The sequence below is a fragment of the Nocardioides sp. NPDC057772 genome, assembly GCF_042798075.1.
Lineage (GTDB): Bacteria > Actinomycetota > Actinomycetes > Propionibacteriales > Nocardioidaceae > Nocardioides.
In genome coordinates, this window is the sequence record NZ_JBHVKN010000060.1 from 1 (window position 1) to 26,015 (window position 26,015).

At 67.5% G+C, this 26,015-nt stretch carries 32 protein-coding genes; 15 read left to right on the plus strand and 17 right to left on the minus strand.

Features of this window, described 5'->3' with window-relative positions:
- From ACFVJS_RS12500 to msrB, 3 genes are all read right to left on the minus strand, one after another.
- On the minus strand, positions 1 to 881 hold an 881-nt coding region (locus ACFVJS_RS12500; protein ID WP_378880218.1), incomplete at its 3' end, for an aminotransferase class IV.
- Entirely contained in the window at positions 881 to 1,594 is a 714-nt protein-coding gene (locus tag ACFVJS_RS12505) for an HAD family hydrolase (RefSeq protein WP_378880221.1), read from the minus strand. The genes ACFVJS_RS12500 and ACFVJS_RS12505, both read right to left, overlap by 1 nt.
- An 18-nt stretch (positions 1,595 to 1,612) precedes the next feature.
- On the minus strand, positions 1,613 to 2,017 hold the full coding sequence (gene msrB / locus ACFVJS_RS12510; protein WP_378880224.1) for a peptide-methionine (R)-S-oxide reductase MsrB: 405 nt from the start codon (positions 2,015 to 2,017) through the stop codon (positions 1,613 to 1,615).
- Positions 2,018 to 2,114: 97 nt separating this feature from the next.
- Between msrB and ACFVJS_RS12515 the strand changes: the two genes are divergently transcribed.
- Entirely contained in the window at positions 2,115 to 2,555 is a 441-nt protein-coding gene (locus ACFVJS_RS12515; protein ID WP_378880226.1) for a cysteine dioxygenase, read from the plus strand.
- 4 nt (positions 2,556 to 2,559) lie between these two features.
- Here ACFVJS_RS12515 and ACFVJS_RS12520 read toward each other — a convergent pair whose 3' ends face one another.
- The 3 genes from ACFVJS_RS12520 to ACFVJS_RS12530 form a co-directional block, all read right to left on the minus strand.
- Positions 2,560 to 3,855, minus strand: a complete 1,296-nt coding sequence (locus ACFVJS_RS12520) for a GNAT family N-acetyltransferase (protein ID WP_378880229.1) — start codon at positions 3,853 to 3,855, stop codon at positions 2,560 to 2,562.
- Between the two features lie 40 nt (positions 3,856 to 3,895).
- Complete coding sequence (locus tag ACFVJS_RS12525) at positions 3,896 to 4,795, minus strand: DUF4349 domain-containing protein (RefSeq protein WP_378880232.1); 900 nt, start codon at positions 4,793 to 4,795, stop codon at positions 3,896 to 3,898.
- A gap of 109 nt (positions 4,796 to 4,904) precedes the next feature.
- Positions 4,905 to 6,170 carry a hypothetical protein gene (locus tag ACFVJS_RS12530; protein WP_378880235.1) on the minus strand — a complete coding sequence of 422 codons (1,266 nt, stop codon included), beginning with the start codon at positions 6,168 to 6,170 and terminating at the stop codon, positions 4,905 to 4,907.
- Positions 6,171 to 6,309: 139 nt separating this feature from the next.
- Here ACFVJS_RS12530 and ACFVJS_RS12535 point away from each other — a divergent pair, with 139 nt between their 5' ends.
- Complete coding sequence (locus ACFVJS_RS12535; protein ID WP_378880238.1) at positions 6,310 to 7,395, plus strand: DNA polymerase domain-containing protein; 1,086 nt, start codon at positions 6,310 to 6,312, stop codon at positions 7,393 to 7,395.
- Positions 7,396 to 7,594: 199 nt separating this feature from the next.
- On the opposite strand, the gene ACFVJS_RS12540 is transcribed toward ACFVJS_RS12535, so the two are convergent.
- From ACFVJS_RS12540 to ACFVJS_RS12560, 5 genes are all read right to left on the minus strand, one after another.
- A complete protein-coding gene (locus ACFVJS_RS12540) occupies positions 7,595 to 8,119 on the minus strand; it encodes a hypothetical protein (protein ID WP_378880241.1) in 525 nt (174 codons plus the stop codon).
- A 10-nt stretch (positions 8,120 to 8,129) separates the two neighbouring features.
- Positions 8,130 to 9,242, minus strand: coding sequence for an ATP-dependent DNA ligase (locus ACFVJS_RS12545; RefSeq protein ID WP_378880244.1), 1,113 nt, complete (start codon positions 9,240 to 9,242; stop codon positions 8,130 to 8,132).
- Between the two features lie 38 nt (positions 9,243 to 9,280).
- On the minus strand, positions 9,281 to 10,234 hold the full coding sequence (locus ACFVJS_RS12550; RefSeq protein WP_378880246.1) for a nucleotidyl transferase AbiEii/AbiGii toxin family protein: 954 nt from the start codon (positions 10,232 to 10,234) through the stop codon (positions 9,281 to 9,283).
- Positions 10,227 to 10,883 carry a type IV toxin-antitoxin system AbiEi family antitoxin domain-containing protein gene (locus ACFVJS_RS12555; protein ID WP_378880249.1) on the minus strand — a complete coding sequence of 219 codons (657 nt, stop codon included), beginning with the start codon at positions 10,881 to 10,883 and terminating at the stop codon, positions 10,227 to 10,229. The genes ACFVJS_RS12550 and ACFVJS_RS12555 overlap by 8 nt, the downstream gene beginning before the upstream one ends.
- Positions 10,884 to 11,266: 383 nt before the next feature.
- Complete coding sequence (locus tag ACFVJS_RS12560; protein WP_378880251.1) at positions 11,267 to 11,827, minus strand: hypothetical protein; 561 nt, start codon at positions 11,825 to 11,827, stop codon at positions 11,267 to 11,269.
- A 165-nt stretch (positions 11,828 to 11,992) separates the two neighbouring features.
- Here ACFVJS_RS12560 and ACFVJS_RS12565 point away from each other — a divergent pair, with 165 nt between their 5' ends.
- Both ACFVJS_RS12565 and ACFVJS_RS12570 read left to right on the plus strand, forming a co-directional pair.
- Positions 11,993 to 12,247, plus strand: a complete 255-nt coding sequence (locus ACFVJS_RS12565) for a hypothetical protein (protein WP_378880253.1) — start codon at positions 11,993 to 11,995, stop codon at positions 12,245 to 12,247.
- Entirely contained in the window at positions 12,228 to 12,710 is a 483-nt protein-coding gene (locus ACFVJS_RS12570; RefSeq protein ID WP_378880254.1) for a hypothetical protein, read from the plus strand. The genes ACFVJS_RS12565 and ACFVJS_RS12570 overlap by 20 nt, the downstream gene beginning before the upstream one ends.
- A 245-nt stretch (positions 12,711 to 12,955) precedes the next feature.
- Here ACFVJS_RS12570 and ACFVJS_RS12575 read toward each other — a convergent pair whose 3' ends face one another.
- Positions 12,956 to 13,294, minus strand: a complete 339-nt coding sequence (locus ACFVJS_RS12575; RefSeq protein ID WP_378880256.1) for an ArsR/SmtB family transcription factor — start codon at positions 13,292 to 13,294, stop codon at positions 12,956 to 12,958.
- 9 nt (positions 13,295 to 13,303) lie between these two features.
- Positions 13,304 to 13,600, minus strand: a complete 297-nt coding sequence (locus tag ACFVJS_RS12580) for a hypothetical protein (RefSeq protein ID WP_378880258.1) — start codon at positions 13,598 to 13,600, stop codon at positions 13,304 to 13,306.
- A 112-nt stretch (positions 13,601 to 13,712) separates the two neighbouring features.
- On the opposite strand from ACFVJS_RS12580, the gene ACFVJS_RS12585 reads away from it, so the two are divergent.
- Genes ACFVJS_RS12585 through ACFVJS_RS12615 form a run of 7 tightly spaced genes read left to right on the plus strand, consistent with a single transcriptional unit; the run spans position 13,713 to position 19,014 of the window.
- Entirely contained in the window at positions 13,713 to 14,675 is a 963-nt protein-coding gene (locus ACFVJS_RS12585) for a metal ABC transporter substrate-binding protein (RefSeq protein WP_378880260.1), read from the plus strand.
- A complete protein-coding gene (locus ACFVJS_RS12590; RefSeq protein WP_378880262.1) occupies positions 14,672 to 15,391 on the plus strand; it encodes a metal ABC transporter ATP-binding protein in 720 nt (239 codons plus the stop codon). The genes ACFVJS_RS12585 and ACFVJS_RS12590 overlap by 4 nt, the downstream gene beginning before the upstream one ends.
- Complete coding sequence (locus ACFVJS_RS12595; protein WP_378880264.1) at positions 15,388 to 16,248, plus strand: metal ABC transporter permease; 861 nt, start codon at positions 15,388 to 15,390, stop codon at positions 16,246 to 16,248. Before ACFVJS_RS12590 ends, ACFVJS_RS12595 begins: the two co-directional genes overlap by 4 nt.
- Positions 16,249 to 16,288: 40 nt before the next feature.
- Entirely contained in the window at positions 16,289 to 17,299 is a 1,011-nt protein-coding gene (locus ACFVJS_RS12600) for a CobW family GTP-binding protein (protein WP_378880266.1), read from the plus strand.
- Positions 17,296 to 18,327 (plus strand): WD40 repeat domain-containing protein, encoded by a 1,032-nt coding sequence (locus tag ACFVJS_RS12605; RefSeq protein WP_378880268.1) that lies wholly within the window; start codon positions 17,296 to 17,298, stop codon positions 18,325 to 18,327. Before ACFVJS_RS12600 ends, ACFVJS_RS12605 begins: the two co-directional genes overlap by 4 nt.
- 2 nt (positions 18,328 to 18,329) lie before the next feature.
- Complete coding sequence (locus ACFVJS_RS12610) at positions 18,330 to 18,596, plus strand: hypothetical protein (RefSeq protein ID WP_378880270.1); 267 nt, start codon at positions 18,330 to 18,332, stop codon at positions 18,594 to 18,596.
- Between the two features lie 10 nt (positions 18,597 to 18,606).
- Entirely contained in the window at positions 18,607 to 19,014 is a 408-nt protein-coding gene (locus ACFVJS_RS12615; RefSeq protein WP_378880272.1) for a Fur family transcriptional regulator, read from the plus strand.
- Positions 19,015 to 19,214: 200 nt separating this feature from the next.
- Here the strand turns inward: ACFVJS_RS12615 and ACFVJS_RS12620 are convergent, their stop codons facing one another.
- On the minus strand, positions 19,215 to 19,664 hold the full coding sequence (locus tag ACFVJS_RS12620; RefSeq protein WP_378880274.1) for a hypothetical protein: 450 nt from the start codon (positions 19,662 to 19,664) through the stop codon (positions 19,215 to 19,217).
- On the opposite strand from ACFVJS_RS12620, the gene ACFVJS_RS12625 reads away from it, so the two are divergent.
- Positions 19,651 to 20,265 carry an IS3 family transposase gene (locus tag ACFVJS_RS12625; RefSeq protein WP_378880277.1) on the plus strand — a complete coding sequence of 205 codons (615 nt, stop codon included), beginning with the start codon at positions 19,651 to 19,653 and terminating at the stop codon, positions 20,263 to 20,265. The genes ACFVJS_RS12620 and ACFVJS_RS12625 overlap by 14 nt on opposite strands.
- A 22-nt stretch (positions 20,266 to 20,287) precedes the next feature.
- Positions 20,288 to 20,593, plus strand: coding sequence for an integrase core domain-containing protein (locus ACFVJS_RS12630; RefSeq protein WP_378880279.1), 306 nt, complete (start codon positions 20,288 to 20,290; stop codon positions 20,591 to 20,593).
- A 29-nt stretch (positions 20,594 to 20,622) separates the two neighbouring features.
- Here the strand turns inward: ACFVJS_RS12630 and ACFVJS_RS12635 are convergent, their stop codons facing one another.
- The 3 genes from ACFVJS_RS12635 to ACFVJS_RS12645 all read right to left on the minus strand — a co-directional run bounded on the left by ACFVJS_RS12635 (position 20,623) and on the right by ACFVJS_RS12645 (position 23,179).
- Positions 20,623 to 21,042 (minus strand): DUF6653 family protein, encoded by a 420-nt coding sequence (locus tag ACFVJS_RS12635; RefSeq protein ID WP_378880282.1) that lies wholly within the window; start codon positions 21,040 to 21,042, stop codon positions 20,623 to 20,625.
- Positions 21,043 to 21,135: 93 nt separating this feature from the next.
- Positions 21,136 to 21,810, minus strand: a complete 675-nt coding sequence (locus ACFVJS_RS12640; protein ID WP_378880285.1) for a potassium channel family protein — start codon at positions 21,808 to 21,810, stop codon at positions 21,136 to 21,138.
- The gene (locus tag ACFVJS_RS12645; RefSeq protein ID WP_378880288.1) at positions 21,803 to 23,179 is read right to left on the minus strand and encodes a TrkH family potassium uptake protein; all 1,377 of its coding nucleotides are present in this window, start codon (positions 23,177 to 23,179) and stop codon (positions 21,803 to 21,805) included. The genes ACFVJS_RS12640 and ACFVJS_RS12645 overlap by 8 nt, the downstream gene beginning before the upstream one ends.
- Before the next feature lie 676 nt (positions 23,180 to 23,855).
- On the opposite strand from ACFVJS_RS12645, the gene ACFVJS_RS12650 reads away from it, so the two are divergent.
- Positions 23,856 to 24,953: an ATP-binding protein gene (locus ACFVJS_RS12650; protein ID WP_378880291.1), complete on the plus strand. Its 1,098-nt coding sequence runs from the start codon at positions 23,856 to 23,858 to the stop codon at positions 24,951 to 24,953.
- Complete coding sequence (locus ACFVJS_RS12655) at positions 24,950 to 25,627, plus strand: response regulator (RefSeq protein ID WP_378880293.1); 678 nt, start codon at positions 24,950 to 24,952, stop codon at positions 25,625 to 25,627. The genes ACFVJS_RS12650 and ACFVJS_RS12655 overlap by 4 nt, the downstream gene beginning before the upstream one ends.
- Positions 25,628 to 26,015: the final 388 nt, after the last annotated feature.

Genomic DNA, 26,015 nt, shown 5'->3' on the forward strand with positions numbered 1-26,015 from the left:
ACCGTCCCGGTCGTCGCCTGAAGGTCCGCGTACGCCTTGGCGAGCTGCTGCGTCACCGGGCCACGCTCGATGGTGCGGCCGTCGAGAGAGACGACCGGGGTGATGCCGCCCATCGTGCCGGTGACGAAGGCCTCGTCGGCCGTGTGGGCGTCGGTGAGCGAGAAGTCGCCGACGTCCAGCGGAAGGCCCAGCTCGGCGGCGAGGTCCAGGACGGTGGCGCGGGTGATCCCCTCGGGGCAGGCGCGGGTCGTCGAGGTGCGCAGCACCCCGTCGCGTACGTGGAAGAAGTGGGTGGCGTTGGTCTCGGCGATGAAGCCGGCGTCGTCGAGCATCAGCGCGTCGTCGGCGCCCGCGTTGTTGGCCTCGACCTTGGCCAGGATCGAGGGGATCAGGTTGTTGTGGTGGATCTTCGGGTCGAGCATGTCGGCGCGGGGGCGGCGCTGGGCCGCGGTGATCAGCGTGATCCCCGAGTCGTCGTAGACCGGCGACTTGAACTCGGCCAGCACGATCAGGGTCGGACCCGACTGGTTGAGCCGCGGGTCCATGCCGGAGGTCACCTTGACCCCGCGCGAGAGGGTGAGCCGGATGTGGACGTCGTCGTGCATCCCGTTGGCGGCCAGGCACTCCCGGATCGCCTCGGTCATGAACGCGTCCGACGGGATGTCGGAGAAGGCCATCGCCCGTGCGGAGCGACGCAGCCGGAGCAGGTGCTCGTCGAGCTTGAAGATGCGTCCCCGGGTGAGCCGCAGGCCCTCCCAGACGCCGTCACCGCCCTGCGCGAGGGAGTCGAACGGCGAGATCCGCGCCTCCAGGCGGTGGGTGAGCTCGCCGTTGATCCAGACCTGGAGATCGTCGTTGCGAGGGTCGTATGTCTGCAGCATCAGTCAACTCTCATGACATAGGGGGCGAGGCGATCGTAGTAGGGAAGGCAGCGCTCCAGCAGCGGCGCCAGGCGCGAGGGCAGCGGGTCGTCCGCGCCCGGGGAGGAGGCGGCGAACCCGGTCGACGCCCACACCCCGGAGTACCAGTGCGGAGCCCACACGCCGTCGGAGTCGCGGCGGCCGGCCGGCCACGACAGCATCGCCTCGTCGAACCCGATCCCCAGCGCCTCGCACAGCCCGACGAGAGCCGCGCGCGGGGACGCCAGTATCGAGGCGGCATCGACCACCGGCCCGCCGAACTCCTCGAAGAGCGCCACCTGCTGCGGCAGTCCGAGGTCCTCCAGCGTCGGCTCCTCGCGGACCTTCGCGTACGACGTCAGCACTCGCTCCGGGTCGCGGACCAGGAACGCGTGCGACAGCCCGGCGAAGGCGGCGTGGTCCATCTCCGGGAGAAGGTGATGGGTCATGTGCTTCTGGTACTGCACCGCCGAGCCGACCGGGCCGGACGTGATCTCCTTGGCCACGACCCGCCAGTCGTTCGGCTGGGAGGCGAGCACATCATCACGGCCAGGATGGTCGAGGCCGGTGGCGGAGAGGTAGGCGGCGTACAGCGGCTCGTCGACGACCGTGCAGTCCGGCCGGTTCTCGAACGAGCGCATCAGCGCCGTGGATAGGTTCCTCGGTCCCGACCACATGGCGATCCGCACAGTCACGGCGCCACGCTAGCCGGATCAGGCCTGGTCCGCGGGCTCCAGCGAGATCGAGATCGAGTTGATGCAGAACCGGTCGCCGGTCGGCGTGCCGTAGCCGTCGGGGAAGACGTGGCCGAGGTGGGAGCCGCAGTTGGCGCAGCGGACCTCCACACGGTCCATGCCGTGGGACTTGTCCTCGACATACTCCACGGTGTCGCTGATCGGCTGGTAGAACGACGGCCAGCCACAGCCGGAGTGGAACTTGGTGTCCGACTCGAAGAGCTTGGCCTTGCAGGCCTTGCACGAGTAAACGCCCTTGGTCTCGGTGTCGGTGTATTCACCCGTGAACGCCCGCTCGGTGCCGGCCTGGCGCAGCACCGCGTACTCCTCGGGCGTCAGCTCTGCCCGCCACTCCTCGTCGGACTTCTCCACGTTGTAACCCATGGTTGAAATGGTACGTCTGGGGTGGGAGCAGAACTCCATTGCCAAAGTAGAGTGATATACTATACTTAAATCCACGACGCTTCTGGAGGAGGCCACCATGACCGCACTCGCCACACAGCCCCTGCTGGACGCACTCCGCACCTACGCCGATGACGACCTGATCGCACAGGTGCAGCCGCCCCGGACCGGGCGCGAGTTCCACCTGGTCCACCGCGACGACGCTGTCGAGGTGTGGCTGATCGCCTGGGCGCCCGGTGCCAGCACCGGCTTCCACGACCACGGCACCGCGACCACCGCCTTCACCGTGCTCACCGGCAGCCTGGTCGAGCACAACTGGCTCGGCGGCCTGCAGCTCGCCGACATCGGCCCCGGCGACGCCCGGGCGCACGCCGCCGGCCACGTCCATGACGTACGCAACGTGGGCTCGCGCCCGGCGCTCAGTCTGCATGCGTACGCCCCGCGGCTGGACGCGATGCACCACTACCACTTTCGCGGCGACCGGATCACTCTGATCGGCGCCGAGCCGGGACGCGACTGAGCCGTCAGAAGCCGGTGATGCAGTAGGGCAGCGGGCCGCCGTCGGCCATCGCCGCCCAGGTCTCGACCGCCTCGGGCGAGCCCGTGATCCGGCCGGCGGCTGCCAGGGTGCGTACGTCGACGCCGCCGAGGTACAGGGCGCCCAGGGTGTCAGCGGCGAGCGTCACGGTCGGCGCGGCATCGGTCCGGGTGACCTCGGCGACGCCGTCCGTGACCGCGATCCGCCAGGAGCCGTCGGCGTGTCCGAGCGGGTCCTCGACGCCGAGGACGACCTCGCCTGCGGCGTACCAGGGTCGTGCCCGGAGGGCCGTCGGTACATCGAGAACGCGCATCCACAGCATGTCGTCGAGCTCGGCGCTCTTGACCGCGAACGGCTCCGCGAGCGCCCAGTAGAGCGGATCCTGCACGGGTGCCTTGTGCCACGCCACCCGCTCCACGAGGTCGATGTCGGCGAGGAACCGCCACAGCCGGAGGTAGGCCGCGGGCGTCAGCGCGACCATGTCGACGACCTTGGCCATCCGCAGCCCGGAGTCGTTGCGCTCGTCGGCGGTCTTGTAGACGACGTAGCCGTCGGGCGTGCCGGAGGCGTCCAGGTGCAGCGCGGTGCGCTGCTTGGACTCGCCCTTGGAGTCGCTGTCGAAGTCGTAGCCGCTGGAGAGCCAGGGCTCGTAGAACTGTGGCCGGGTGACCGAGCCGCGGGTGCGCTCTTGGAAGGTGGCGTAGATCTCGGCGACCGTCTTCCAGGCGTCGGCCGGCTCGATCAGCGTCACCGAACCGTCGTCGTCAGGCACCTCGGGCCGGTAGCGGAACTTCGAGGTCACATCGACCTCGACCTGGCGCAGGTGCGTCGCCGTGCCGAACCCGAAGCGGCCGTAGATCGAGCCCTCCGAGACGGTCAGCGCGGCCAGCGGCACGCCCGCGGCGACCGCGTCGGCGAGCGAGACCGTCATCAGCTTGCGCAGCAGTCCCTGGCGCCGGTGGGTGGGGGAGACGGTCACGTCGCTGATCAGCAGCGCCGGCAGGCTGGCACCGCCGCCCACGTTGATCGGCGACGTCCACGACGAGAAGGTCGCGACCGGCATCGTGGCGGAGGAGAACTCCGAGCTCTCCGTCCACGCACCCAGCACCGTCACCGAGTCGGTGCGGATGTGGTCGCGCCAGACCTTGATCCCGTCGTCGCTGCCCCGCGACTGGTGGAAGCCGCGCCGGGTGGCTTCGTACCACCCCTTGAGCTGGGCCTCGTCCCCGTCGAACGGGTCGAGGCTGCGGAAGACGAGACCGGGATGCTCGAGGGCGCTCATGCTCAGAACGTACGCCGTCGAGCACCCCGATCTCGACCGGTTATTCCTCCGTCGGGCCGGTGCCGGGGGCGGCGGCAGGAGCGGCAGCGGGAGCGGCGGTGACCGCGTGCCTCCGGCGCCGGGAGAGGAGCCACACGGGCACGGCGAGGAGCAGGACGACCGGCAGCCACGGGACGATGGCGCCGAGGGCGACCGCGAGGACGCGGGCGGAGGCGCCCAGAGCGTCCCAACCGGCGCTCAGTCCGGCCAGGAACCCGGGGTCGTCGTCGGAGGAGCCGCCGGGGCCGGCCCTGTCGATGGTGACTGTGATGGTCGACAGTGACGTCTGGTCCTCGAGCGCCGCCTGCTGGGCGAGCAGGGAGTTGAGGTCTGCCTCGCGCCGGGCGAGCTCGGACTCGATCGAGATGACGTCGCCGATCCGCTCGGCTCGGGACAGGAGCGTACGGATCCTCTCGATGCTCGTGCGGGCGTTCTTGACCCGCACCTCGGTGTCGACGACCTGGGTGGTGACGTCGGTGGTCGTGGTGTTGGAGTCGACCAGGGTGGCGGTTTCCTCGAGGTCGGCCATCGCGTCGTCGAACGACTTCGAGGGGATCCGCAGCACCATCCGGGCATAGCGGGGACCGTCGTCGTCGCTGTCGCTGGTCTCCTGCTCGGTGACCTGGCCGGCATATTTGTCGGAGACGTGCTGCACCTGCGTACGCGTCTTTCCGACGTCCTTCGCGCTGAGTGCGACCGAGCCAGTCGAGATGATCGACGCCTTCGCGACGGCCTGCTCCGGTGCCGCCGCATCCGCGTCCTGCTCAGCCATCTCCGGACCTGCCGCCTTCCCGGCCGATGAATCGGCCAACGACTCGACCGGCGCCGAGCCGGCGTCGGCGGACTCGTCGGAACCGTCCGATCCGCCGCAGGCGCTGAGGACGAAGATGCTGACGATCACAAGGGCCGCACCCGAGATAGGCCTGACCTTTGCTGTTCTCATGCCCTCAGTACGCCCGGGGGCATGAAAACGGTGCAGGAGGCGGCCCGTTCGTTCGGGCATCTCCGGATCAGCTCGTTGCCGCGGCCGCCACCAGGGCGAGAGTCTGGGCGACGATGTCGGCCCGCATGTCGGCCAGCGGCTCGCCGTTGGCGTCCCCGTTGAGGATCGGTACGTGGATGTGGCCCTGTTTGGTGTCCGCCTCGAGCGCGTCGCGGAGGGCGGTGGTGCGGTAGGCCGACTCGTTGGACAGGTAGTCACCGCCGCCACCGGCGACCGCCGTGGAGCCCGGCGTCGGATCCTCCCGGGTGACCGGCTCCGTCGACCCCGCCGGGATCTCGGTGACGACGCGGTTGATGTTCACCGGGAACGTGCCGGGCACGGCCGTCTTCATCGCCTCGACCGGCAGCGTGGTCCGGGTCCACTGCGGCTGCGGGGTGGCATGCGGCAGGTCTTCGGGGATCGGGATCGTCTCGTTGACGCTGACCCGGTCGTTGTCGGGGAAGGTGCCGCGGTGGGCGCCGTTCCAGACCTCCAGGTCGAAGCGGCCCGCGCGGCCCTGGCTGATGGTGACGGCGGTGTCCACGTCGCGCTTGCCGGGGACCAGGTGCGGCAGGAAGGCGCGCTCGACGATGCCCTGGGCGAACGGCTCCCACAGCACCGGGAACACCACGGTCTGGATCTCGACGGGCCCCTTCGCCGTCTGGACGACGCGCCCGTCCATCGCCAGTGCGGTCGCGCCCGACGGGTTGGACTGGCGGATGTTGCGATCCAGGGTGAAGGGGTCGAATCCGGAGGCGAGCACCTGCCGTGACCGGCCGGACTCGCCGCCCACGAAGGCGGTCGACTCGATCCCGCGAGAGCTCCGGTCGAAGGCGGTCAGCACCTTGGCCCGGGCCTCCTCGGACCAGCTCGGGAATGCCGGGGCCACGCGGGCGATCTCGAGCTCGCCGGCGAGACGCGCCCAGTAGAGCGGACGGTCGTCGCTGCGGGGCAGGTCGCCGCCTGCGTCGCCTCGTCCCTGGACGCGGTCGACCGCACGCTGCCACAGTGCCTCGCCCGCGAGCCGCGCCGCAGCGGTGGCCGCCTTGCTGTTGCCTGCCTCGCAGACGGCCGTACGCACCGCGCCGGCGACGTCGTCGAACCCGGAGCGGGCCAGGATGTCGGTGACCGCCGGTTCGGTCAGCCGGGTGTGCTCCACCCGGGTGTCGGGCGAGGCGACGGTCCCGCACTCCGGGTCGGCGCTCGCCGTCGCGGGAGCGCCGGTGAGGCCGAGGGTGATGGCGGCGGCGAGGGCCGCCGTGGCGGCGGCCAGCGCCGTGGTTCGAGTCGACATGTGGGGGTCCTCCGAGATCGTGCGGTCGACGTACGTTGGAGCGGATCATGCCGGTCTCGGGCCGGGCTGGCCAGCGAGTTGCGGGTTCGTCCGGGCGATTTCGCTGGGGGCGGGGTGTCGATCGGGCTAGGTTGTCGCCATGGCGAAGACACCGGCGGCACATGTGCAGGCAGGCGAGCGCGAGGTGCGGATCTCCAGCCCGGACCGGGTGATCTACGAGGCGACCGACCGCACCCCGGAGGTCACCAAGCTGATGGTCGCGGAGTTCTTCGCGACCGTCGGTGATCCGCTGATGCGGGCGCTGCGCGAGCGCCCGACCGCCCTGGAGCGCTGGCCCGACGGCTGGCGCGAGGGCATGAAGCTGGCCACCGGGCCGACCGACAAGGAGGGCGACGGCTTCTACCAGAAGCGCACGCCCAAAGGCGCGCCCGACTACCTCGAAGAGGTCCAGGTGACCTTCCCGTCGGGGCGTACCGCCAAGGAGATCTGTCCCACCGAGCCTGCGATCCCGGTCTGGTGCGCCCAGATGGGCACGCTCACCTTCCACCCCTGGCCCGTCCGCCGAGCTGACGTGGACCACCCCGACGAGCTGCGCATCGACCTCGACCCACAGCCCGGCACCGACTTCGCCGACGTCGTGCGGGTCGCCGGCGTCGCCCGGGAGACCCTCGAGGAGCTCGGCCTGCGCGGTTTCGCGAAGACCAGCGGCAACCGCGGCGTACACATCTACGTACGCATCCGCCCCGAGTGGACCTTCGAGGAGCTGCGTCACGCCGCGATCGGGTTCGGTCGCGAGCTGGAGCGCCGTGACGGGGGAGTGACGACGGCGTGGTGGAAGGAGGAGCGTGGCGAGCGCATCTTCGTCGACTTCAACCAGAACAACCGCGACCGCACGATCGCGAGCGCCTACTCGCTGCGGCCCAAGCCCGGCGCCCCGGTCTCCACCCCACTCACCTGGGAGGAGCTCGCCGAGCTCGACGACCCCCGCGACCTCAACCTCTTCACCGTCCCCGACTTCCTCGCCGACGGCGACCGCTGGGCGCAGATCGACGACGAGGCGTACGACCTCACGCCGCTGCTCGAGCTCTGGGAGAAGCTGCCCGGGGGCGAGCTCAACTTCCCGCCCGACTACCCGAAGATGCCGGGGGAGCCGCCGCGGGTTCAGCCCAGCAAGAAGGTGGCGTCCCACTGGGACGAGGAGGGCAACCGGATCGGCGACAAATAGCAGAAGTGCCCGCTCCGCGCGGATCCCCCGATCGCACGAGCAGGCACTTCCTTGTCGCTGGATCCCCCCGGAACAGCGGACCCCAAGATACTAGGGGAACGTGTCCCACAACTGCCACGCGAACCCGGTAACAGGGCGGTAACCTTTGCTGTGGCGCCTATCACTTTTGCGGATTTCGGGGTAATGGAGGCAAATCGCCTCACATTCCGTTGATCCCCTCGCCTTCACCGGCCTGTTCGTCGAAGTTCTCGTGCTCGATCAGATGCAGCACCGGGACGTGGAGGTGGCGCCGGGCCTGATGGGTCCAGTCGACGTGGAAGAACTCGGCCACCACGTGCGGCCGGGTCATGATGATCGCCTCCCGCCCGTCGACCGCCGCCACCTTGGCGCGCAGCGCCTTGACCGGGTCCTGGACGAGCTCGCCGTGGGCGGAGGCGCCGGACGTCTTCAGGGCCTCGAGGGTCTGGGCGAGGGCCTTCTCGGCCTCCTCCTTGGCCTCCTCGCGCACCGCGTCGAGGTCGATCTCGTTCATGATCATGGCCGAGCCGAGATATTCGGCCGCGCTGAGCGTTCCCATCGCCGACTCGATCCGTGCGGCGGCGTCCTCCAAGGGCAGCAGCACGTGGTAGACCGGGTCCTCGACTCCCTCGTGGAGGGAGTGGACCCGGGTCGCGTCGTCGAGGGTGATTGCCTGCTCGACCAGGAGTACGACGTCGTAGCTCATGTCTCCGACACTAGCCGGATTTAGACGCACCTCCGAGCACTTCGGACAGCTCGTACGCCACGGGTTCCTCGAGCTGCTCGTAACCGCACGACTCCGGGTCCCTGTCGGGGCGCCAGCGCTTGAACTGAGCCGTGTGCCGGAAGCGGCGTCCCTCCATGTGGTCGTAGCCCACCTCGAGCACCCGCTCCGGGCGCAGTGGCGTGAAGGACAGGTCCTTCCCCTGCGACCAGCGGCTCTGGGTGCCGGGGACGCGGTCGGGGTTGGCGGTCAAGAACTCCTGCCAGCGGCCCCACGGGTGCTCCTCGATCGGGACCACCAGCTCCTGCATCTCTTGCCACAGCTCGGCGCGTCGCGCGGCGGTGAAGGAGGCTGAGACCCCGATGTGCTGCAGCTCCGGCTGGCCGTCCTCCCCAGGTGCGTACAGGCCCAGCAGCAGGCTCCCGAGCAGCGGCTTCTCCGGCGTGGAGGTCTTGTGCTCGCGATAGCCCGCGACGACCACGTCGGCCGTACGCGAGTGCTTGATCTTCAGCATCGTCCGCTTGTCGGGGGAGTAGGGCGCGTCCAGCGGCTTGGCCATCACCCCGTCCAGCCCGGCGCCCTCGAACCGGGTGAACCACTCCTGGGCGGTCGCCGGGTCGGTCGTCGTCGTGCACAGATGGACGTTGTCCGAGGTCACGGTCGAGAAGATCTCCTCGAGCGCCGCCCGCCGCTCGATCAGCGGCTTCTCCACGAAGCTCTCCTCGCCGACCGCGAGCAGATCGAAGGCCGCGTACGCAGCCGGCGTCTCCTCCGCCAGCAGGTCGATCCGCGACTTGGCCGGGTGGATCCGCTGCTGCAGCACCTCGAACTCCAGCCGGTTGCCGATCGCCACGAAGATCTCCCCGTCGAGCACGATCTTCTCCGGCAGCGCCTTCCGCAGCGCCTCGACCACCTCGGGGAAGTAGCGCGTCAGCGGCTTGGTGTTGCGCGAGGCCAGCTCCACCTCGTCACCGTCCTTGAACACGATGCACCGGAACCCGTCCCACTTTGGTTCCAGTTGGACGTTCTCGAGCGTCTTGAGGATGGAGGCAGAGCCGGGCTTGGCGAGCATCGGCTTGATGGGTGGCATCACGGGCAGGTCCACGTTTGCCACCATAGGTCAGCCTGTGGCTGGTCGCTGCTTCATTCGGTGGCGTCGGAGGTCCAGGTGAGGCGGTCGGGGCTCCAGGTCGCAGTGTCGGAGGCGGTGTCCAGTGCGGGGTCGATGAAGGTTACGACCAGATCGGAAGCGGTGGCCGCGGTCATGTCCGACGCGAGGGGCACGCCCTTGGCCGTTGTCTGATACGTACGCGCCCAGTCGGACGGGGTATCGAAGTGGGAGAAGAGCTCGATGCCGCTGAGTGCGCGTTTGGCCTCGATCGCGGACCTCAGTTCGGTCAGTTCGACGGTCTGGGTGCGGGCAAGCACGACGAGGTCGACAAGATCCTTGACGCGGCTGCTGCGTTTGCCGCCGGGATAGTTGGTGTCCATGGTTGCGCAGACCTTGTCGGCGATCTGATCGACGACGGGGTAGAGACGGTAGCGGTGAGTGATGAGTGGTTTGCGCAGACGGAGTCGGTTGGCTGGTTCGACGATCTCGGGCCGACCTACCGGTGGCGGGCCGACCACCACGTCGACGGTCATGGTGTCGATCTGGGTGTCGTGGTCGGCGTCGAAACATGCGAACGTGAAGCGGCGGGTGGCAACGCCCGGCTGGTTGTCGCCAAGGCCGGTGGGGGCAGAACCGATGAGCCGGAAGGTGAGATGGTCGCCGAGATCGATGTCGACCAGATCGGTCAGTGCGTGAGTGGCCGAGTCGAGGTCTTCGGCGCGCTGCGCGGCCAGGTCCATGTCTTTGGTTGTGCGCGAGCGCGGCACGCGGGCGAGCATGCTCATGCCACCTTTGAGTAGCCACTCGGAGTGCTCGCCATCTGCAAAGACGCGGCAGAGAAACCGATCGAAGCGGGCTTGGCGGATCTGCGCGTCGATCCTCGCGGCGCTCACGTTGGGACCGGCTGCTTTGGCTGCCTTCTTCGCTGCTTCTTTGATGGCCAGTTCGAGCGATCGCCAGTCGCGGTAGGTCTCCTGATCAGTCACGGTTCCAGCCTTCTGGGGTGACGCCGGCGAGGTCGAAAAGATTGTTGGCCAGGGTTCGGCCATCCGTTCGGTGGCGTTGCGCTATAGGGGAGAGATAGGTGACCAGGGTGTTCGGTGCGGTGAGCCTGTCGCTGCGTACGGCGTCGCGTAGGGCGTCGGCGACAAGCGAGGTGTCGGTGCCGATGGCCACGAGGTCGGCAATCGTCCGTTCAACAGTCAGTGTGGGGAGGCCGTCGACCGGGATCACTTCAGATCGCGACAGTTCGCCGATGCGTAGGCGTACGTCGGGCAGTCGCGTGCCTTTGCGAGAGGGAACGATGAAGTCGAGGCCATCGAGGAGGAAGTCGCCCATCCCATGTACCACGGCTGCGGTCTGTCCTGCGGCGACAACCGGCGCGACGCCGGCTGCGGTTCGCGGAGATGCCGCGCCTCCCAGTGCTAGCCAGGTGGTGTAGATCGCCTCGTGGCGCAGCGGCGGCGCGCCGGCGACACGGTAGACACCCTGGGCCACACGTTCGAGCGCACCGCTCGAGGCCATCCGGGACAGCTGCTTGCGGGATACGCCCGCGTCGTCAGCCTGGGCGGTGGTGACCAGTCCCCACCGCCGCTCCGCGATCTTGCCGAGCTTGGCCAGCGTCGCATCCGCCACGACAACGATTGTACCCAATAACTGGAACAAATGTTGTCAATCGGTCTGTATGTGGCCACTCGACACCAGATCCAGCACGTGTGGAAGGGGCCACCATTCGATCAGAACTGGTCCCACTTTGGTTCCAGTTGGACGTTTGGTGCCATCGAAAGCACCTTCTCAAGCGATGCTGGCTTGGCCAGCATTGGCAGGATCGGCGGCATCACTGGAAGGTCCACATGCCCACCGTAGGGGATCGGTGTGCGCTGTGTGCGCGCTCGAGGTTCCGGACGACTCCTCGGGCGATTTGCCACGCCGTTTGAGCCAGATGTAGACCCACGACACCGCGGGGGAGCGCTGCCTTGGGGTGGTCCTGTTCTGGGTGTCCGTCATCTGCCTGCTGATCAATCGTCCAGTGTGCAGGCCAGCTGACGCCAGGCGCGCTCAAGGGAGCACGGCTCGGGCGGTGCCAATGCGGGCCGGATCCGCGGCGGGGCGTCCCGATGCCTGACGCCGGCGATATCGGCGATCGAGGCCTCGTATGAAGCGAACCATGTCGCCGACGTCTTGATCGCCTGAGCCGGGGCCCGGGTGCTATGGGCGCGAGCGGCCCCGACGTCGACCGGGTTGTGCATCGCGGCGACCTCTGATCCGACCAGTACGGGCTCGCATCCGCGCAGCAGGAGGCAGTCGTGCTGTGGCACGCGGAGAAGGAGGCCGCAGCGCCAGATGATCACTTCCGGGTCGGGCTCGCAGCGCCGGTAGCGAGCCGGGACTGACGGGTCGGCGGTCGTCTGCCGCTCGAACCCGAGGCGCTGCAGCAAATTGCCATCGGGGTGCGCGACGTCGCGTCCCATCAGCCAGAACTGCACGTCGAGCAGATGGGCCAGTGCGGAGATGTCGTCGCCCATCGTCGAGGTTCCGGCCAGCACGCCGATGAGGCCGGGGCGGACGGCCGCGGTCATGTGGTCTCGCTCCTGGGTCGTAGGGGTAGCTCGATCAAGGCCCGTGCTGCGGCCAGGGGTTGGTGCAGACGAGACGCCGGATACGTCGAACTAATGATAACGGTTCTCATTTGATTTCGGTTGTGGGATGGTGAGAACCCTCTCCTCAGATGCGAAGGGCTGGTCATGACTGCTGATCTCTACGACAACCTCGCCGAGTTCCACGATCTCTTCATGAAGGAGCCGTGGGAGCGACTGCGGCAGTCGGTCCGGGAGGTCGTCGGCGGTCTGACAGCGGATGCCGTGGTGCTGGAGCTCGGAGCGGGCACAGGGATGGGTACGCAGGTGATCGCGGCCGAGACGGCCGCGACCGTCGTCTCGATCGAGCCCTCGCGGATGATGCGTACGGCCCTGATGACGCGTGTCGGAGGCCAATCCTGATCTCGCTGATCGGGTCACCGTGATCGCCGGCCGAGTCCCTGATGCTCTGGGCACCTGCGTGGGCGAGCAGCGGGTCGCCGGGTTCGTCTGCGCACACATGCTCGGCCATCTCGACCCGCCGACTCGGAAGTCGACCTTCGGTTGGCTCGCGGCCCACTCGATCGCGGAGGTCGTCGGGCTGGTGACCTTCACTCCGGATGTGCTCGCGGAGGGGCCGGTGGTCGCGGATCGGCGGGTCGGGAGGTATCTCTACGAGGTGCACCATCTGGAGACGCCCGAGTCCGACGCTTTCCTGAGCGAGTACGTCGTCAAGGACCGCGGCCGCGTCATCCGCTCTGAGCGTTTCACTGGCCCATGGGAGTCGCTGACGTCCGAGACCCTGGGTACAGAGCTCGCCGCCGCCGGATTCTCGCTGAGCATCGCCGGGCCCAGCTGGGGCCTGGTCCGGAAGGGAGCACGATGAGGTCGAAGGTGGGGTTGGGGCTGGTGCAGGGACCCTTCTGATCCCGCCCTATCGACTGGGGCTGTGACGACCCTGCCGAGATCGAGGCGTGGGCGCCCGGGGTCCAGTTGCTGGAGTCGCGCACGCTCGGTGAGTCGCCGGATGAGGTACGCCGCAGGTTCCCGCTCAGGCTGCGACTGATGAGCGTGGTCATGTCGCGGATGCGGGCGGGGCAGGCGTACCGCCTCAATCGGTTCGCCGTCTGATCAGTCCGTCCGGTGCTCGACGCTGTGCCGGTAGGCGTCGAGGAACACGTGGGCGACGTGCTCGTCGGCGATGCGGTAGATCACCTGGCGGCCGCGACGCTCGCTCTGGATCAGGCCGGCGTAGCGGAGGCGGCTCAGATGCTGTGAGATGAGCGGCTGGGCGGCTCCGAGGGTGGTGGCGAGCTCGCTCACGCTGTGCTCGCGCTCGATGAGGCGGTGGATGATGGCAGCGCGCAGCGGAGCGGCGAGCGCGGCGAAGAGGCTGCTGACCGGTCCGTAGAGCCGCTCGACCGGCACATCTTCGCCGGCTCGCTTCCTGCTCTCGCTTTGTTCTGTCACCGACGGCTGTCAGTGCTCGTCGTAGTGGCCGTCGTGCGCGGCGTGGCGGTGGCCGTCATGAACGTAGTCGACGTGGTCGCCGTGCTGCACGGTCTCGTGGCCGCAGCTCTCGCCGTGTTGGTGGTCGTGAGGGGTCGCGGTGACGTGGACGCTGAGGTCGTGCTCGTCGTAGTGGCCATCGTGCGCATGGTGGGCGTGGCCGTCGTGCAGGTAGTCGACGTGGCCGTCGTGCTCGACGGCGACGTGGCCGCAGTCGGGTGCGTGCTGGTGATCGTGCTCGGTGTGAACGTCGTGGGTGACGGTCATGGTTCCCCCTTTAGGTTCGGTTACATCAACACATTAGCAATCATTGATGCGAATTGTGCTGAGATCAGTAGGCGTATTGCAAATCAGAATCATTCTCATTAGCGTTCATGCCGTGATCCTTGCACGCCGTACGTCCGCAATCCTTCTGTGTGTCGGCGCCCTGGCTGCCACCTCCGCCTGCGGGGCAGGCCGCGGTGGCGACGACAGGCTCGCCGTCTCCGCGAGCCTGTACGCCCTCGAGTTCCTCGCCGAGCGGGTCGGCGGTGACACGGCCGAGGTCACCGGTCTGACGCCGGCCGGCACCGAACCGCATGACCTCACTCTCGACGGCAAGGCGCGCGCGGGCCTGGAGGCCACCGACGTCGTTCTCTATCTCGGCGACGGCTATCAGCCAGACGTCGAGGATGCGATCGCGGATCTGCCGGAGGACGCCGTGACCGTCGACCTGCTCGAGGCCGAGGGCGTGAGTCTGCTTCCGCCGCCCGCCCACGGCGACGAGCACTCGCGTGACGAGCACGGCGACGAGCACGAGGAAGAGCACGCGGAAGACGAGCACGAGGGCAGCCACGACCCGCACGTGTGGCTGGACCCCGCCGAGATGGTGGTGCTGTCCGAGGCTGTGGCCGCGGCGTTCGCCGAGGCAGACCCCGACCACGCTGACACCTACCGTGCCAACCAGGAGGTGCTGGCGAAGGACCTGGAGGCGCTCGACGGTGAGTTCCGTGACGGGCTGGCCGACTGTGCCGCCACCACGATCGTGACCTCGCACGCGGCCTTCGGGTACCTCGCCGAGGCCTACGGCCTCACCCAAGTGCCGATCGCCGGGCTCTCGCCCGACGACGAGCCCGACCCAGCGACCCTGGCCGAGATCACCGACTCGGCCCGCGACGCCGGGGCGAAGACGGTCTTCTTCGAGGAGGCGCTGCCGCCGAAGCTCGCCGAGACCGTGGCGCGCGAGATCGGCGCCGGCACCGACCTGCTCGCGGTGATGGAGTTCGCGCCAGAGGACGGCGACTACCTCACCGTCATGCGTGGCAACCTCGAGCGGCTTCGTACGGGTCTGGACTGCCGATGACCTCGCCCGACCACAGCCACCCGGTGCTGACCACCTCCGGCCTCGCGGTCCACTACGGCTCCAAGATCGCGCTCCGCGACGTCTCCGTCAGCCTGTACGCCGGGGAGATGGTCGCACTCATCGGTCGCAACGGCGCCGGGAAGTCGACACTGCTGGCCGCCCTGGCCGGTGTGCTGCCCCACCACGGGGAGATCACCTGCCCGGTGGCGCGTGAGCATGTCGCGTACGTGCCCCAGCGGGCACATCCCCGCTGGGACCTTCCCCTGGACGTACGCCAGGTGGTGGCTGCCGCACGGCTGCGCGGCTCGCGCTGGTGGCGACGGCCCTCGGCGGCCGATCGCGAGGTCATCGACGACGCGCTCGACCGTCTCGGGCTCAGCGAGCTCGCCGACCGGCCTGTCAGCAGCCTCTCCGGAGGGCAGGGGCAGCGCGTGCTGCTCGCCCGGGCCCTGGCCCAGGAGCCCCGGCTGCTGCTGCTCGACGAGCCATACGAGGGGTTGGACCGCACCGGTATCGGCCTGCTTGAGGGACTGCTCGGCGACCTGGTCGACCGCGGGGTCTGCGTGCTCGCGGCGGTGCACCAGCTCGCCGAGGTCGAGAAGACGTTCGGCCGGGCGATCGGGCTCGACGGCCGTGTGGTGGCCGACTGCTGCCCGGACGAGGCGCTCGCCGCCGACAAGCTGCGACTGCTGTTCGGGATGGGGGCGGCGGTGTGACCTGGCTGGACCTGATCACCGAGCCGCTCTCCTACGGCTTCATGCAGCGCGCCGCTGTCGGGAGTCTGGCGCTCGGCATCGCTGCCCCGGTGGCGGGCGTGTGGGCCACCAGCCGGCGGCTGGTCTACCTCACCGACGCGATGAGCCACGCCCTGCTGGCCGGCGTCGCGGGCGCCGCGTTGGCCGGAGCCTCGCTGATGCTCGGCGCCTTCGTGGCTGCCATCGTGATGGCCTCGATGGTCGCCTGGCTGGTGGTGCGCGCCGCGCTCCCGGAGGATTCCGCGATCGGGATCGCCGGGAACGGCCTCTTCGCGCTGGGCGCGATCGGTGTCACCTTGACCGGCGACCCGCGTGCGCTCACCCACATCCTGTTCGGTAACGCCCTGACGATCACTGGGGTCGAGGTCGTCGCACAGGTGGCTCTGTCCGCGGTGGTGATGGTCGGCTGTTGGGTGGCGCTGCCGGTGCTCTCGGCGAGCACGTTCGACCCGGTGCATGCCCGCACCGTCGGCGTGCGCACCGGGGTGGTCGATGCGGCGGTCCTCCTCGCTCTCGCGCTGCTGGTCGTCGTGGGTCTCTCGACCGTCGGTGTGCTGATGGCCCTGACGCTCTACCTCGCCCCGGCGGTGGCCGCGATGCAGCTGACCGACCGGCTCCTGCCGCGCCTGGTGACCGCCTCGGCTCTGGGTGTGGTGGCCGCGGTCACCGGACTGCTGGTCAGCTACCACATCGGACTGCCCACCGGCCCCGTGGTCGCGGTCGTGGCGGTGACTGAGGTGTTCGTGGCGTACGGCGTCGGGCTTCTCCGCCGCGCCCGTGACCACCAACGCCTGATGGGGCTCATCCCTGCCCGCTGACGACTTCCCTGAACATCCACCCGTCGACAGGAGACACACCATGACCACCACCGACACCGGCACCGACACGAGAGTCCCGGTGACCGTCCTCACCGGCTTCCTCGGCTCCGGCAAGACCACCCTCCTGAACCGGATCCTCACCGAGGAGCACGGCCAGAAGATCGCCGTCATCGAGAACGAGTACGGCGAGGTCGGCATCGACGACGGCCTCGTCTACGACTCCGACGAAGAGATCTTCGAGATGAACAACGGCTGCATCTGCTGCACCGTACGCGGCGACCTGATCCGCATCCTGGCCACGCTGATGAAGCGCACCGAGCGCTTCGACCGGATCGTGATCGAGACGACCGGGCTCGCCGACCCGGCCCCGGTGGCGCAGACGTTCTTCATGGACGACGAGCTGCGCGAGCAGCTGCGCCTGGACGCGATCATCACCCTGGTCGACGCCAAGCACATCACCGATCACCTGCTCGAGGAGAAGCCCGAGGACGTCGAGAACGAGGCCGTCGAGCAGGTCGCCTTCGCCGACCGGCTCATCCTCAACAAGACCGACCTCGTCGGCCTCGGCGAGCTCGACGAGGTCGTCACCCATCTGCGCAGCATCAACGCGATGGCCGACATCATCCCCACCCAGCACGCCAAGGTCGACCTGGCCAGCATCCTCGACGTCGGTGCCTTCTCGCTCGACCGGATCCTGCAGACCGACCCCACCTTCCTGACCGAGACCGACCACCAGCACGACCTCACCGTCACCTCGGTCGGGATCGAGACGGAGGGCGCCATCGACGTCGAGAAGCTCAACGACTGGCTCGGCAAGATGCTCGGCGAGCGTGGCGTCGACATCTTCCGCTCCAAGGGCATCCTCAACATCGACGGCATGGACAACCAGTACGTCTTCCAGGCCGTCCACATGCTCTTCGACGGCGACGAGGGCCGCGCCTGGGGCCGCGACGAGAGGCGTACGAACCGAATGGTGTTCATCGGCCGCAACCTCGACCGCGCCGAGCTCGAGGCCGAGTTCAACGCCTGCCTGATCGGGGCCGGCGCATGACGGCCGGTATCGAGATGGGCATCGGCACCGACTCCGACCTCGCCTGGGAGGCTAAGGTCGCCGGCGGGGAGATCACCGCGATCGCGGTCCGCGGCGGGGACTCCGGCTGTGTCGTGGTGGCCACTGAGGAAGGATCGGTGTGGTGGGTCGAGGCCGAGGGCACCGTCGCCGCCAGCACCTCGACCGCGGTGGACGTGCCCATCCGGGTCGCGGTCCACCCAAGCCGTGACCAGATCGCGGTCGCCGGTGCGCGCGGGTACGCGGTCTGGTCGCTTCCCGGTGAGGTGCGCAGCGACGGCGGCACGGCATGGAGCAACGCGGTTGCCTACAACGCCCACGGCGACCTCGCCGTGGCGACCGGCAAACAGGTCCTGATCCTGCCTGACTCCGGCGAGGAGGCGTACGTCTCTGAGGACGCGCCGAGCACGATCACCGACGTGGTGTGGTCCTCGCGTGACAATCATGTGCTGGCCAGCGCATACGGCGGTGTCTATGTGCACAACGGCAGGCTGCCGGCGCCGGTGCACACGTTCCCCTACGCCGGCTCACACCTGCAGGTCGCACCCAACCCGAACGGGAAGTGGGTATGCAGCGGCAACCAGGACTCCACGGTCCACATCTGGCGCACCGCTGACAACGACGAGCTGACCATGTCGGGCTATCCCGAGAAGGTCACCCGCCTGGCCTTCGACCGCACCGGACAATGGCTGGCCAACAACGGCGCCCCCGATCTGACGGTGTGGGACTTCGCAGGCAAGGGGCCGCGAGGCCGGCAACCGCGCCAGCTCGAAGGCCATGAGCGTGTGGTCGACCTCGACTGGAATCCGGCCCGTAACAACATCCTCGCCTCGGTCGGCTCCGAGGGCACCGCCCGGGTATGGGACATCACCGGCATGGCGGCCGGTCGCAGCAGGACCGCCAAGCAGAAGCTGCCGTTCGACGACGCCCGCGCGCTTCGCTGGCTCGACGGCAATCTTCTGGTCGTGGTACGCGGCGGTGGCGTCCTGAGCCTGGTCAGGAGTCGCTGACGATGGACCGCATCCGCCTGCCGGGGCCGGCACGCACAGGGTCAGGAGACTCAGCGCGCGTACGTGGCCTGGTCGCGGGCATCGTCGAGGATGACATCAAGATCCTGGTCACCGAGCTCGCCTGCACCGAGCCCGGCTGCCCGCCGACGGAGACCGTGATCGCGCTGATGCACCCCGGCGCGCCGCAACAGTTCAAGATCCACAAGCCACTCGCCCAGGTCACCCGCGCCGACGTCGAGGCCGCGCTCGCCGGACCACACGCTCACTGAGGACAAGCGCATGCGGACCGGCGATGACGAGGTGCTGGGCGGCGCACGTGCGACGCGGCAGCGGCGAGCCGTGCTGGATGTGCTCGAGGAGCTCGGGGTCTTCGCCAGTGTCCAAGTGATCTACGACGAGCTCAACCGGATCGGGCAGCACGTCGGCCGCTCCACGGTCTATCGCAGCCTGCAGCTGCTCGCCGAGACCGGCAGCGTCGACTGCGTGCGTGGCCTCGACGGGGAGACGCTCTACCGTCGTTGCGCCGCCGGCCCGCACCATCACCTGGTGTGCCGCCGGTGCCGGACGGCGGTCGAAGTCGTCGGCGAGTCGATCGACTCGATGGTGGCCGGGTGGGCGCGGGAGGCCGGGTTCACCGAGATCGAGTCGGTCATCGAGATCTTCGGGTTCTGTCCGACGTGCTCGTGAGGGCGGTCGCGATCGAGCGCCGGGTACATCGATGATGCCGTCGCTGACGAGCAGGACCGTCGTGCCGCCCGCGCCCAAGTCGACGATGACGTTGACAACAAGTCGGCGATGACGTTGACAACCATGCTCCGCAACCGGTGCCGGGTTGGAGATCGGCCGCCTCGCCTCGTGGAGCCTAGACGAGCTTCACCAGTGCCGCATCAGGCTTCGGATCTGGTCAGGGTCGAGCCCGTAGTCGGCCAGCCGCCGAAACACCCGCATCTTCTTGGCGTGCGTAGCGGTTTGGCGTCGGTACTCCTGTCCCATTCCCGGGCGTCGGCGATGCTGAGTTCCTCGATGCCCTGTTCTGCGGTGTGACCCACCAGTGGCGCCCATGCGGCGCGGATCTCCGGGGGAAGGGTGTCGGCCAGGTCGGGCCAGGCGTCGACCAGGAGCGCCGCATCGAGGTGCTCGAAGAGATGGGTTTCGGTTCCGTAGCGCAGCAGCCAGGCATAGCCAGCCGGGCGCCGATCGCGGTCACCCAGATCGAAGGTGCGGTGATCACGCCCAACCATCGCCCGTAGCGGCGCGAAGCATTGCTCTGGTTCCAACCGCCATAATCGGTTCGGCCAAGGAGCTCGACCGTCCCACGACGAGATGATCCGGTTCATCGACGAACATCGCGATCATTTCGGGGTCGAGGCCATCTGCCGTGTCCTGGGTGCGGCGGTTCGTGGGTTCATCACCTCGCGTGGTTACCGGGCCGCGAAGACCCGGGTGCCCTCGGCACGGCGGCTACGTGATGGGCTCCTCAAACCCGAGGTCGCCCGGCTACACGCTGAGAACTACGGCGTGTACGGAGTGAGGAAGATGCACGCCCTGCTCAAACGCCAAGGCTGGGACATCGGCCGGGACCAGACCGCCAGGCTGATGCGGGAGCTGGACCTGCGCGGGGTGAAGCGCTCGAAGAAGACCTTCACCACCCGCCCGGACAAGACCGGGGCCGCACTGCCGAAGGACCTGGTCAACCGCGACTTCACCGCGCCCGGCCCGGGGCGCCTGTGGGTTGCTGACATGACCTATGTGGCGACCTGGTCCGGGTTCGCCTACGTCGCGTTCGTCACCGACGTGTACTCGCGGCGGATCGTGGGCTGGAACGTCGCAGCGACGCTGCGTGCTGACATCTTGCCGCTGCGGGCGCTGGACATGGCTGCCTGGGACGCTGACCGTGAAGGTCGTGATCTGGCTGGCTGGCCTGGTCCATCACGCTGATCACGGGTCGAACTAACTTGCGGTGGTCTACACCGATCGGATCGTCGAACTCGGTGCGAAGCCCTCGACTGGCACGGTTGGCGACTCGTTCGACAACGCGCTGGCCGAGGCGGTCAACGGGCTGTACAAGACCGAGCTGATCCGCCGCCGGGGACCCTGGCGCACCGTGGAACAGGTCGAGCTGGCCACCCTGGAGTACGTGTGGTGGTGGAACAACAGCAGGCTTCACGGCGAGCTCGACTACCGCACACCCATCGAGGTCGAACAGGCCTACTACGCTGACCTTGATTCAGCCCAGCCGGCGACCGCCGGACAGGGAAGCCGATAGAAACGAAACCCAGGGCGAATCAGTTTGGATCATGCCCCGTTGCGGTCGTAGTAGCGGGCCATCAGGCCCCAGTAGATCATCAGCAGCCCCATCTCTAGTGCTGTCGCCGCGGCTGCCGGTACGGCACGGTGTTGATGGGCGGCGATCATCGCGACCAGTATGGCGGCAGTCGCCGCGCCGTTGACCGCCATCGCGGTGTCCATCGGCCGCTTGACGATCCATTGCTCCTCGCCAAGAGCCGCCCTGGTCGCCCATGCCCGGTCGTGTGCGGGTTTGCTGAACATCACTGGGTTGATTGCCATCCAGAGGCCGACCAGCGCGGCGTCGCGCCGGCTGTGTCGCCACACTGGGACAAGCAATAGGGGCGTGCTCGCCCATCTCGTCCACATGCTCCACGGATTGCTGTGCCGCGCGAACACCACCCGCGCGGCCTTCCTCCAGCCTTCCATCGACGGCTCCTTCCGGCGCTGCTGGTCGCACAAACTCGGGATTCTGTCCTTGTGCCGTTCGGCACAGGGCGCGGGCCGGAGGCGATAGTCGCGTTAGTCCATGTTGCTAAAACGTTCGACTGCCTCCCTCTGCCCTGAGACGATGATGGTGTCACCACGGTTGATGACCGTGTCAGGCGTTGCAAGGATGAATCCCTGCCCAGGCGATTTTACTCCTATGACCGCTGCGCCGTGCTTGGTGCGCGGTGTGCTCTGCCGTAGAGGCAGGCCCCACAGGTAGCTGGGTGGGGTCGTCTTGGCGATGGCGTAGCCCTCGTCGTCGAACTCGATGTAGTCCTGCAGTTTTCCTCCGACCAGGTGGGCGACCCGGCGACCCATGTCATGCTCGGGCCGCACGACGTGGTGGGCGCCGACCTTGCTGAGGATCTTGGCGTGCGCATTGGAGATGGCCTTCGCCCAGATGTTGGGGATACCGAAGTCGACCAGGATCGAGGTGGTCAGGATGCTGGACTCCACGTCCGTGCCAATCGCGACGACAGCTCGGCGGAACTCGTGGACGGATAGCTGTCGCAGGGCCTCCTCGTCGGTGCTGTCAGCGGTGACGACATGGGTGAGTCGGCCGGTGAGGGACTGCACGACGTGGTCGTCGGCGTCGATGGCGAGCACTTCTGCTCCTCCGGCCATGACCTCGCGCGCGAGTGAGCGGCCGAATCGGCCTAGGCCGATGACGACGACGCTGTTGTGCAGGCGTGTGGTCTTGCTACCCAATGATTGGCCGCCCTTCTGGTAGTCGGTACCTCTGCTGCTGTTGGCGTAACGCGAGTGCAGAGACGAGAGTGATCGGCCCGAGGCGGCCGAGGAACATGAGGGCGATAACGACGATCTGGCCCGCAGCAGACAGGTCGGGAGTGATGCCGGTGGACAAGCCCACAGTGCCGAACGCCGATGTCGCCTCGAACAGCGCCTGCCCGAGTGAGAAGTTGTGCGTCTGCATCAGGGTGAGCGTGCCGGCGACGACAGCACCGACACCGAGCAGCGCGACACTCTGAGCTTGGCGCTGGGCCCGTGGGTCGATACGTCGGTCGAAAGCGTTGGTGTCCTTATCGCCGCGCACCTCGGCGAGGATCACAAAGAAGAGCACGATAAAGGTGGTGACCTTGATGCCGCCGGCGGTACCTGCCGATCCGCCGCCGATGAACATCAAGATCACGGTGCCGAACCAGGTGCCCTCGTTCATGGCGCTGATGTCGAGGCTGTTGAATCCGGCGGTTCGGGTCATCGCCGAGTGGAAGAAACCGGCGTGGATCTTCTCGGAGAGAGACATCGGCGCGAGGGTGGCCGGGTTACTCCATTCGCCGAGCAAGGTGTACGCGGTGCCTAGGACCAGCAGAAGCAGGGTGGTTCCGACAGTGAGCTTCGTATGGAGACTCCACACGCGCGGCATCAGGTGCCTGCGGAGCTCGAGCACCGCAGGGAATCCGAGGCCGCCGAAGATCACAGCAGTGGCTATAGGAACGCATATCAGCGGATCGTTGACAAAGGACATCAAGCTATCGGCGTAGAGACCAAAGCCGGCGTTGTTGAACGCGGAGATCGCGTGAAACACACCGAGGTACGCCGCGTTGCTGAGCGACTCGTCGTACTCAGAGGCGAACCGCGTGGTCAGAAGCAGTGCGACGATCGCCTCGAAGAGGAGCGTGATGCGCGCGACCCCGACAAGGACACTTCGGATCTCCCCGATTCCCAGCGACTTCGTCTCCGCGGCTGCTGTGATGCGGCTCCGCAGGCCCAGTCGACGGGCAACCAGCAGGCCGAGGAGAGAGGCGAGGGTCATGATCCCGAAGCCTCCGACCTGGATCAGCGCGAGGATCACCACCTGGCCGAAGGTCGACCAGTAGGTGCCGGTGTCCACCGTGACGAGTCCCGTGACGCACACGGCGCTGGTCGAGGTGAACAAGGCAGTGAGGAATGGTGCGGAGCCGTCGCCGCTGCGGCTCACTGGCAGGCTGAGAAGGACTGCGCCGAGAAAGATCGTGACGGCGAAAGCGAGGGCGGTGGCCTGTGCCGGGTGGCGCACGAGCCGGTACCCAAACCTGTGCTGTATCTCGATCACCTCCTCGTCGCGCAAGACGTTCATGGCCAACCAGGGCACGGGACCGCATGAGCATAGGTCCGGCTCGGCCCGTTTGCGTGGCCCTAGGCTGTAAAGAACGCGCAAGGATTTAGGGCTTCCATGTAAGGGTGGCGTCGGGAACCACCCCGTTCCCGGGACACACATGATTCGGTCGACTTGTGCGCGACCTAGTGGCCGACAGCGTTGTCGAGGAGAACGAGCCTAACCAGCATGGGCCCTCGGCCGAGCCGGATCATCTGCACATCATTCTTGTGGTCAGCGACTTCGACGCATCTGTTCGGAGGGCACTGCGGTTCGCTGAGGCACACCATCCCCGATCACTGGTTGCTCTCAATGCGTGCACTGACGGCAGGCGCACAGATGCCTTGGTCAAGGAGTGGGCGAGTCGCCGGATTGATGTGCCACTCCATTGCGCACAACCTACGTCTGAAGATCCGGACCCCGTGGTCAACTACGTGGACACACTCCGTTGCCGAGATCCAGCTTCGGTGGTCATGGTTGTTTTCCCGGCCATCGCTGTCGCGCGAGGGTGGCAACGTTCGCTGCACCGCCTGGACGACCCGACACTTGCTCGCCGGCTTTCCCGCCTGGATCGGGTCCTGATCGCGGAGGTCCCGTGGCAATTCCAACACTGAGCCGGGGGAGAGGCATCGTTGGCGCTCGCGAACCTCGTGAAAGCGTGACCGACGTGAGGCCAAGTGCATTGAGGCAGGTCGATGCCCACCGACAGACCGAGAGCCCGGTCCTTTCCGCGCGCCGCAAGGCGGTGGCCTGGGCGATCGTGGTGGTCGGCCTGCCGACCCTAACCATGGCGGGCTTGCCCTACCGCAGTGATGACTCGCTCGCGGTGGTGATGCTGGCTTACGTGCTCGCGGTCGTCGGAGTCGCTGTCATCGGAGGCATCGCTCCGGCTGTGACCGGGGCATTCGCCTCGTTTGCACTGGCCAACTTCTTCCTGACTGAGCCCTACTACACCTTCGAGATCGTGTCCCGAAAGCACGTCGTTGAGCTGCTCCTCTTCGTGGTGGTCAGTGTGTTGGTCAGTGTCAGCGTGGAGGTAGGAGCCCGTAACCGCGCTGCACAGGCCGCGCGAGCCCGCGCACTACTGGAGACCGACCGAACCCGCTCGGCGATCCTGGCGGCAGTCAGCCACGACCTGCGTACGCCGCTCTCGTCCATCAAGGTTGCGGTCTCGACGCTACGGCAACCTGACATCGACTGGTCCCCTGAGGAGCATGCTGAGTTGCTTGCCACCATTGAGGTTGGCGCTGACCGGCTTGACGGAGTGGTGACAAACCTCCTCGCATTGACGCGGATTCAGGCCGGTGCTGTGCTGGTTCGCGAGCAGCCTGTCGTTGCCGATGAGGTTGTGGCCCGGGCACTCATCAGCGTGGGAGGGTACGCGACCCACCTTCCGGTCGATGTGCCCGAAGATCTACCGACGCTTATGGCAGATCCCGATCTGCTCGAGCGTGTGATCGCGAATCTGGTTGCAAACGCGCTGCGCTTCGACCTCGTTGGCACGTCGATCCGGGCTCGCGCCGTCGACAGCCGCGTAGAGATCGCCGTCCGTGATCACGGACCTGGTGTTCCGCCGGAACGCTGGGCAGAGATGTTCACCGCCTTCAGGCGCCTCGACGAGCGTGAAGGACACACCGGCACCGGGCTCGGCCTAGCGATCGCTCGCGGCTTCTGTGATGCCATGGGAGCCACGCTGTCAGCCACCAAGACCCCCGGAGGTGGACTCACCATGACCATCGGGCTGGAGACAGCGTGACCCGCATCCTGATCGTGGAAGACGAACTGCAGTTCGCGCGTGCACTGCGCATCAACCTGCGAGCCCGCAAGTATGACGTCGACATCGCCGGCACCGCCGCCGAGGCCCTCGATCTGGCGGCGCGCAACAACCCTGACCTCGTCCTCTTGGACCTCAGCCTCCCCGATCTTGACGGGCTCGACGTGATCCGCGGACTGCGTGGCTGGAGCGACATGCCGGTCGTTGTCCTATCCGCCAGAGATGGACAATGGGACAAGGTAGACGCCCTCGACGCTGGCGCAGACGACTACGTAACCAAGCCGTTCGGCATGGACGAACTCCTCGCACGCATCCGGGCGGCCCTGCGGCGAAGCGTCAATCCCCCTTCCCCAGCCGTGGTCGAGACAACATCCTTCCGCGTGGATCTCGCAGCCAAGAAGGCCATCGGCCCAAATGGGAACGACGTCCGGCTGACCCCGACCGAGTGGCACATCCTCGAAGTGCTCCTCCGAAACCGAGGCCAACTCGTCACACAGCGACTCCTTCTCACCGAGGTCTGGGGACCCGAGTACGAGAAGGAAACCCAGTACCTGCGTGTCTATCTCGGCCAATTGCGACGCAAGCTCGAAGCGGATCCCACCCGACCGCGGCACCTTGTCACCGAACCCGGCATCGGCTACCGCTTCGAGCCATGAGCCCACGGCCCGTAAAGAGTGTCACGTGATCGTCGCAGTCGCTGTCGTACTCATGGCCGTTGGGCTAGCAGTGATACTCCGAGCTGCAGCGATCGTGGCGGTTGGAGCTACCGGGCGATTCCCACTCGATCCTTGGGTCAGCTTCGTGGCTGGATATGGCCTCATTCTCGTAGGCGAGATCCTGCTCAATCGGTGACAGAAGCCGCTCGGTTCACTGCCGCCTCGACCTTGCGTGGGAGTTGCACAGGTGCGCCGAGAGGAGGCGTCCATCTATGCAGAATGACATGATAAGGGGCTCTTCCTACCTGAGGTGGGGGTGAGCTCGGTCGCCGCGTTGGGCGGCGTGGTGGCACTTGGGTAGGCGTCGAGGCCTCCAAGATCGGTAGCG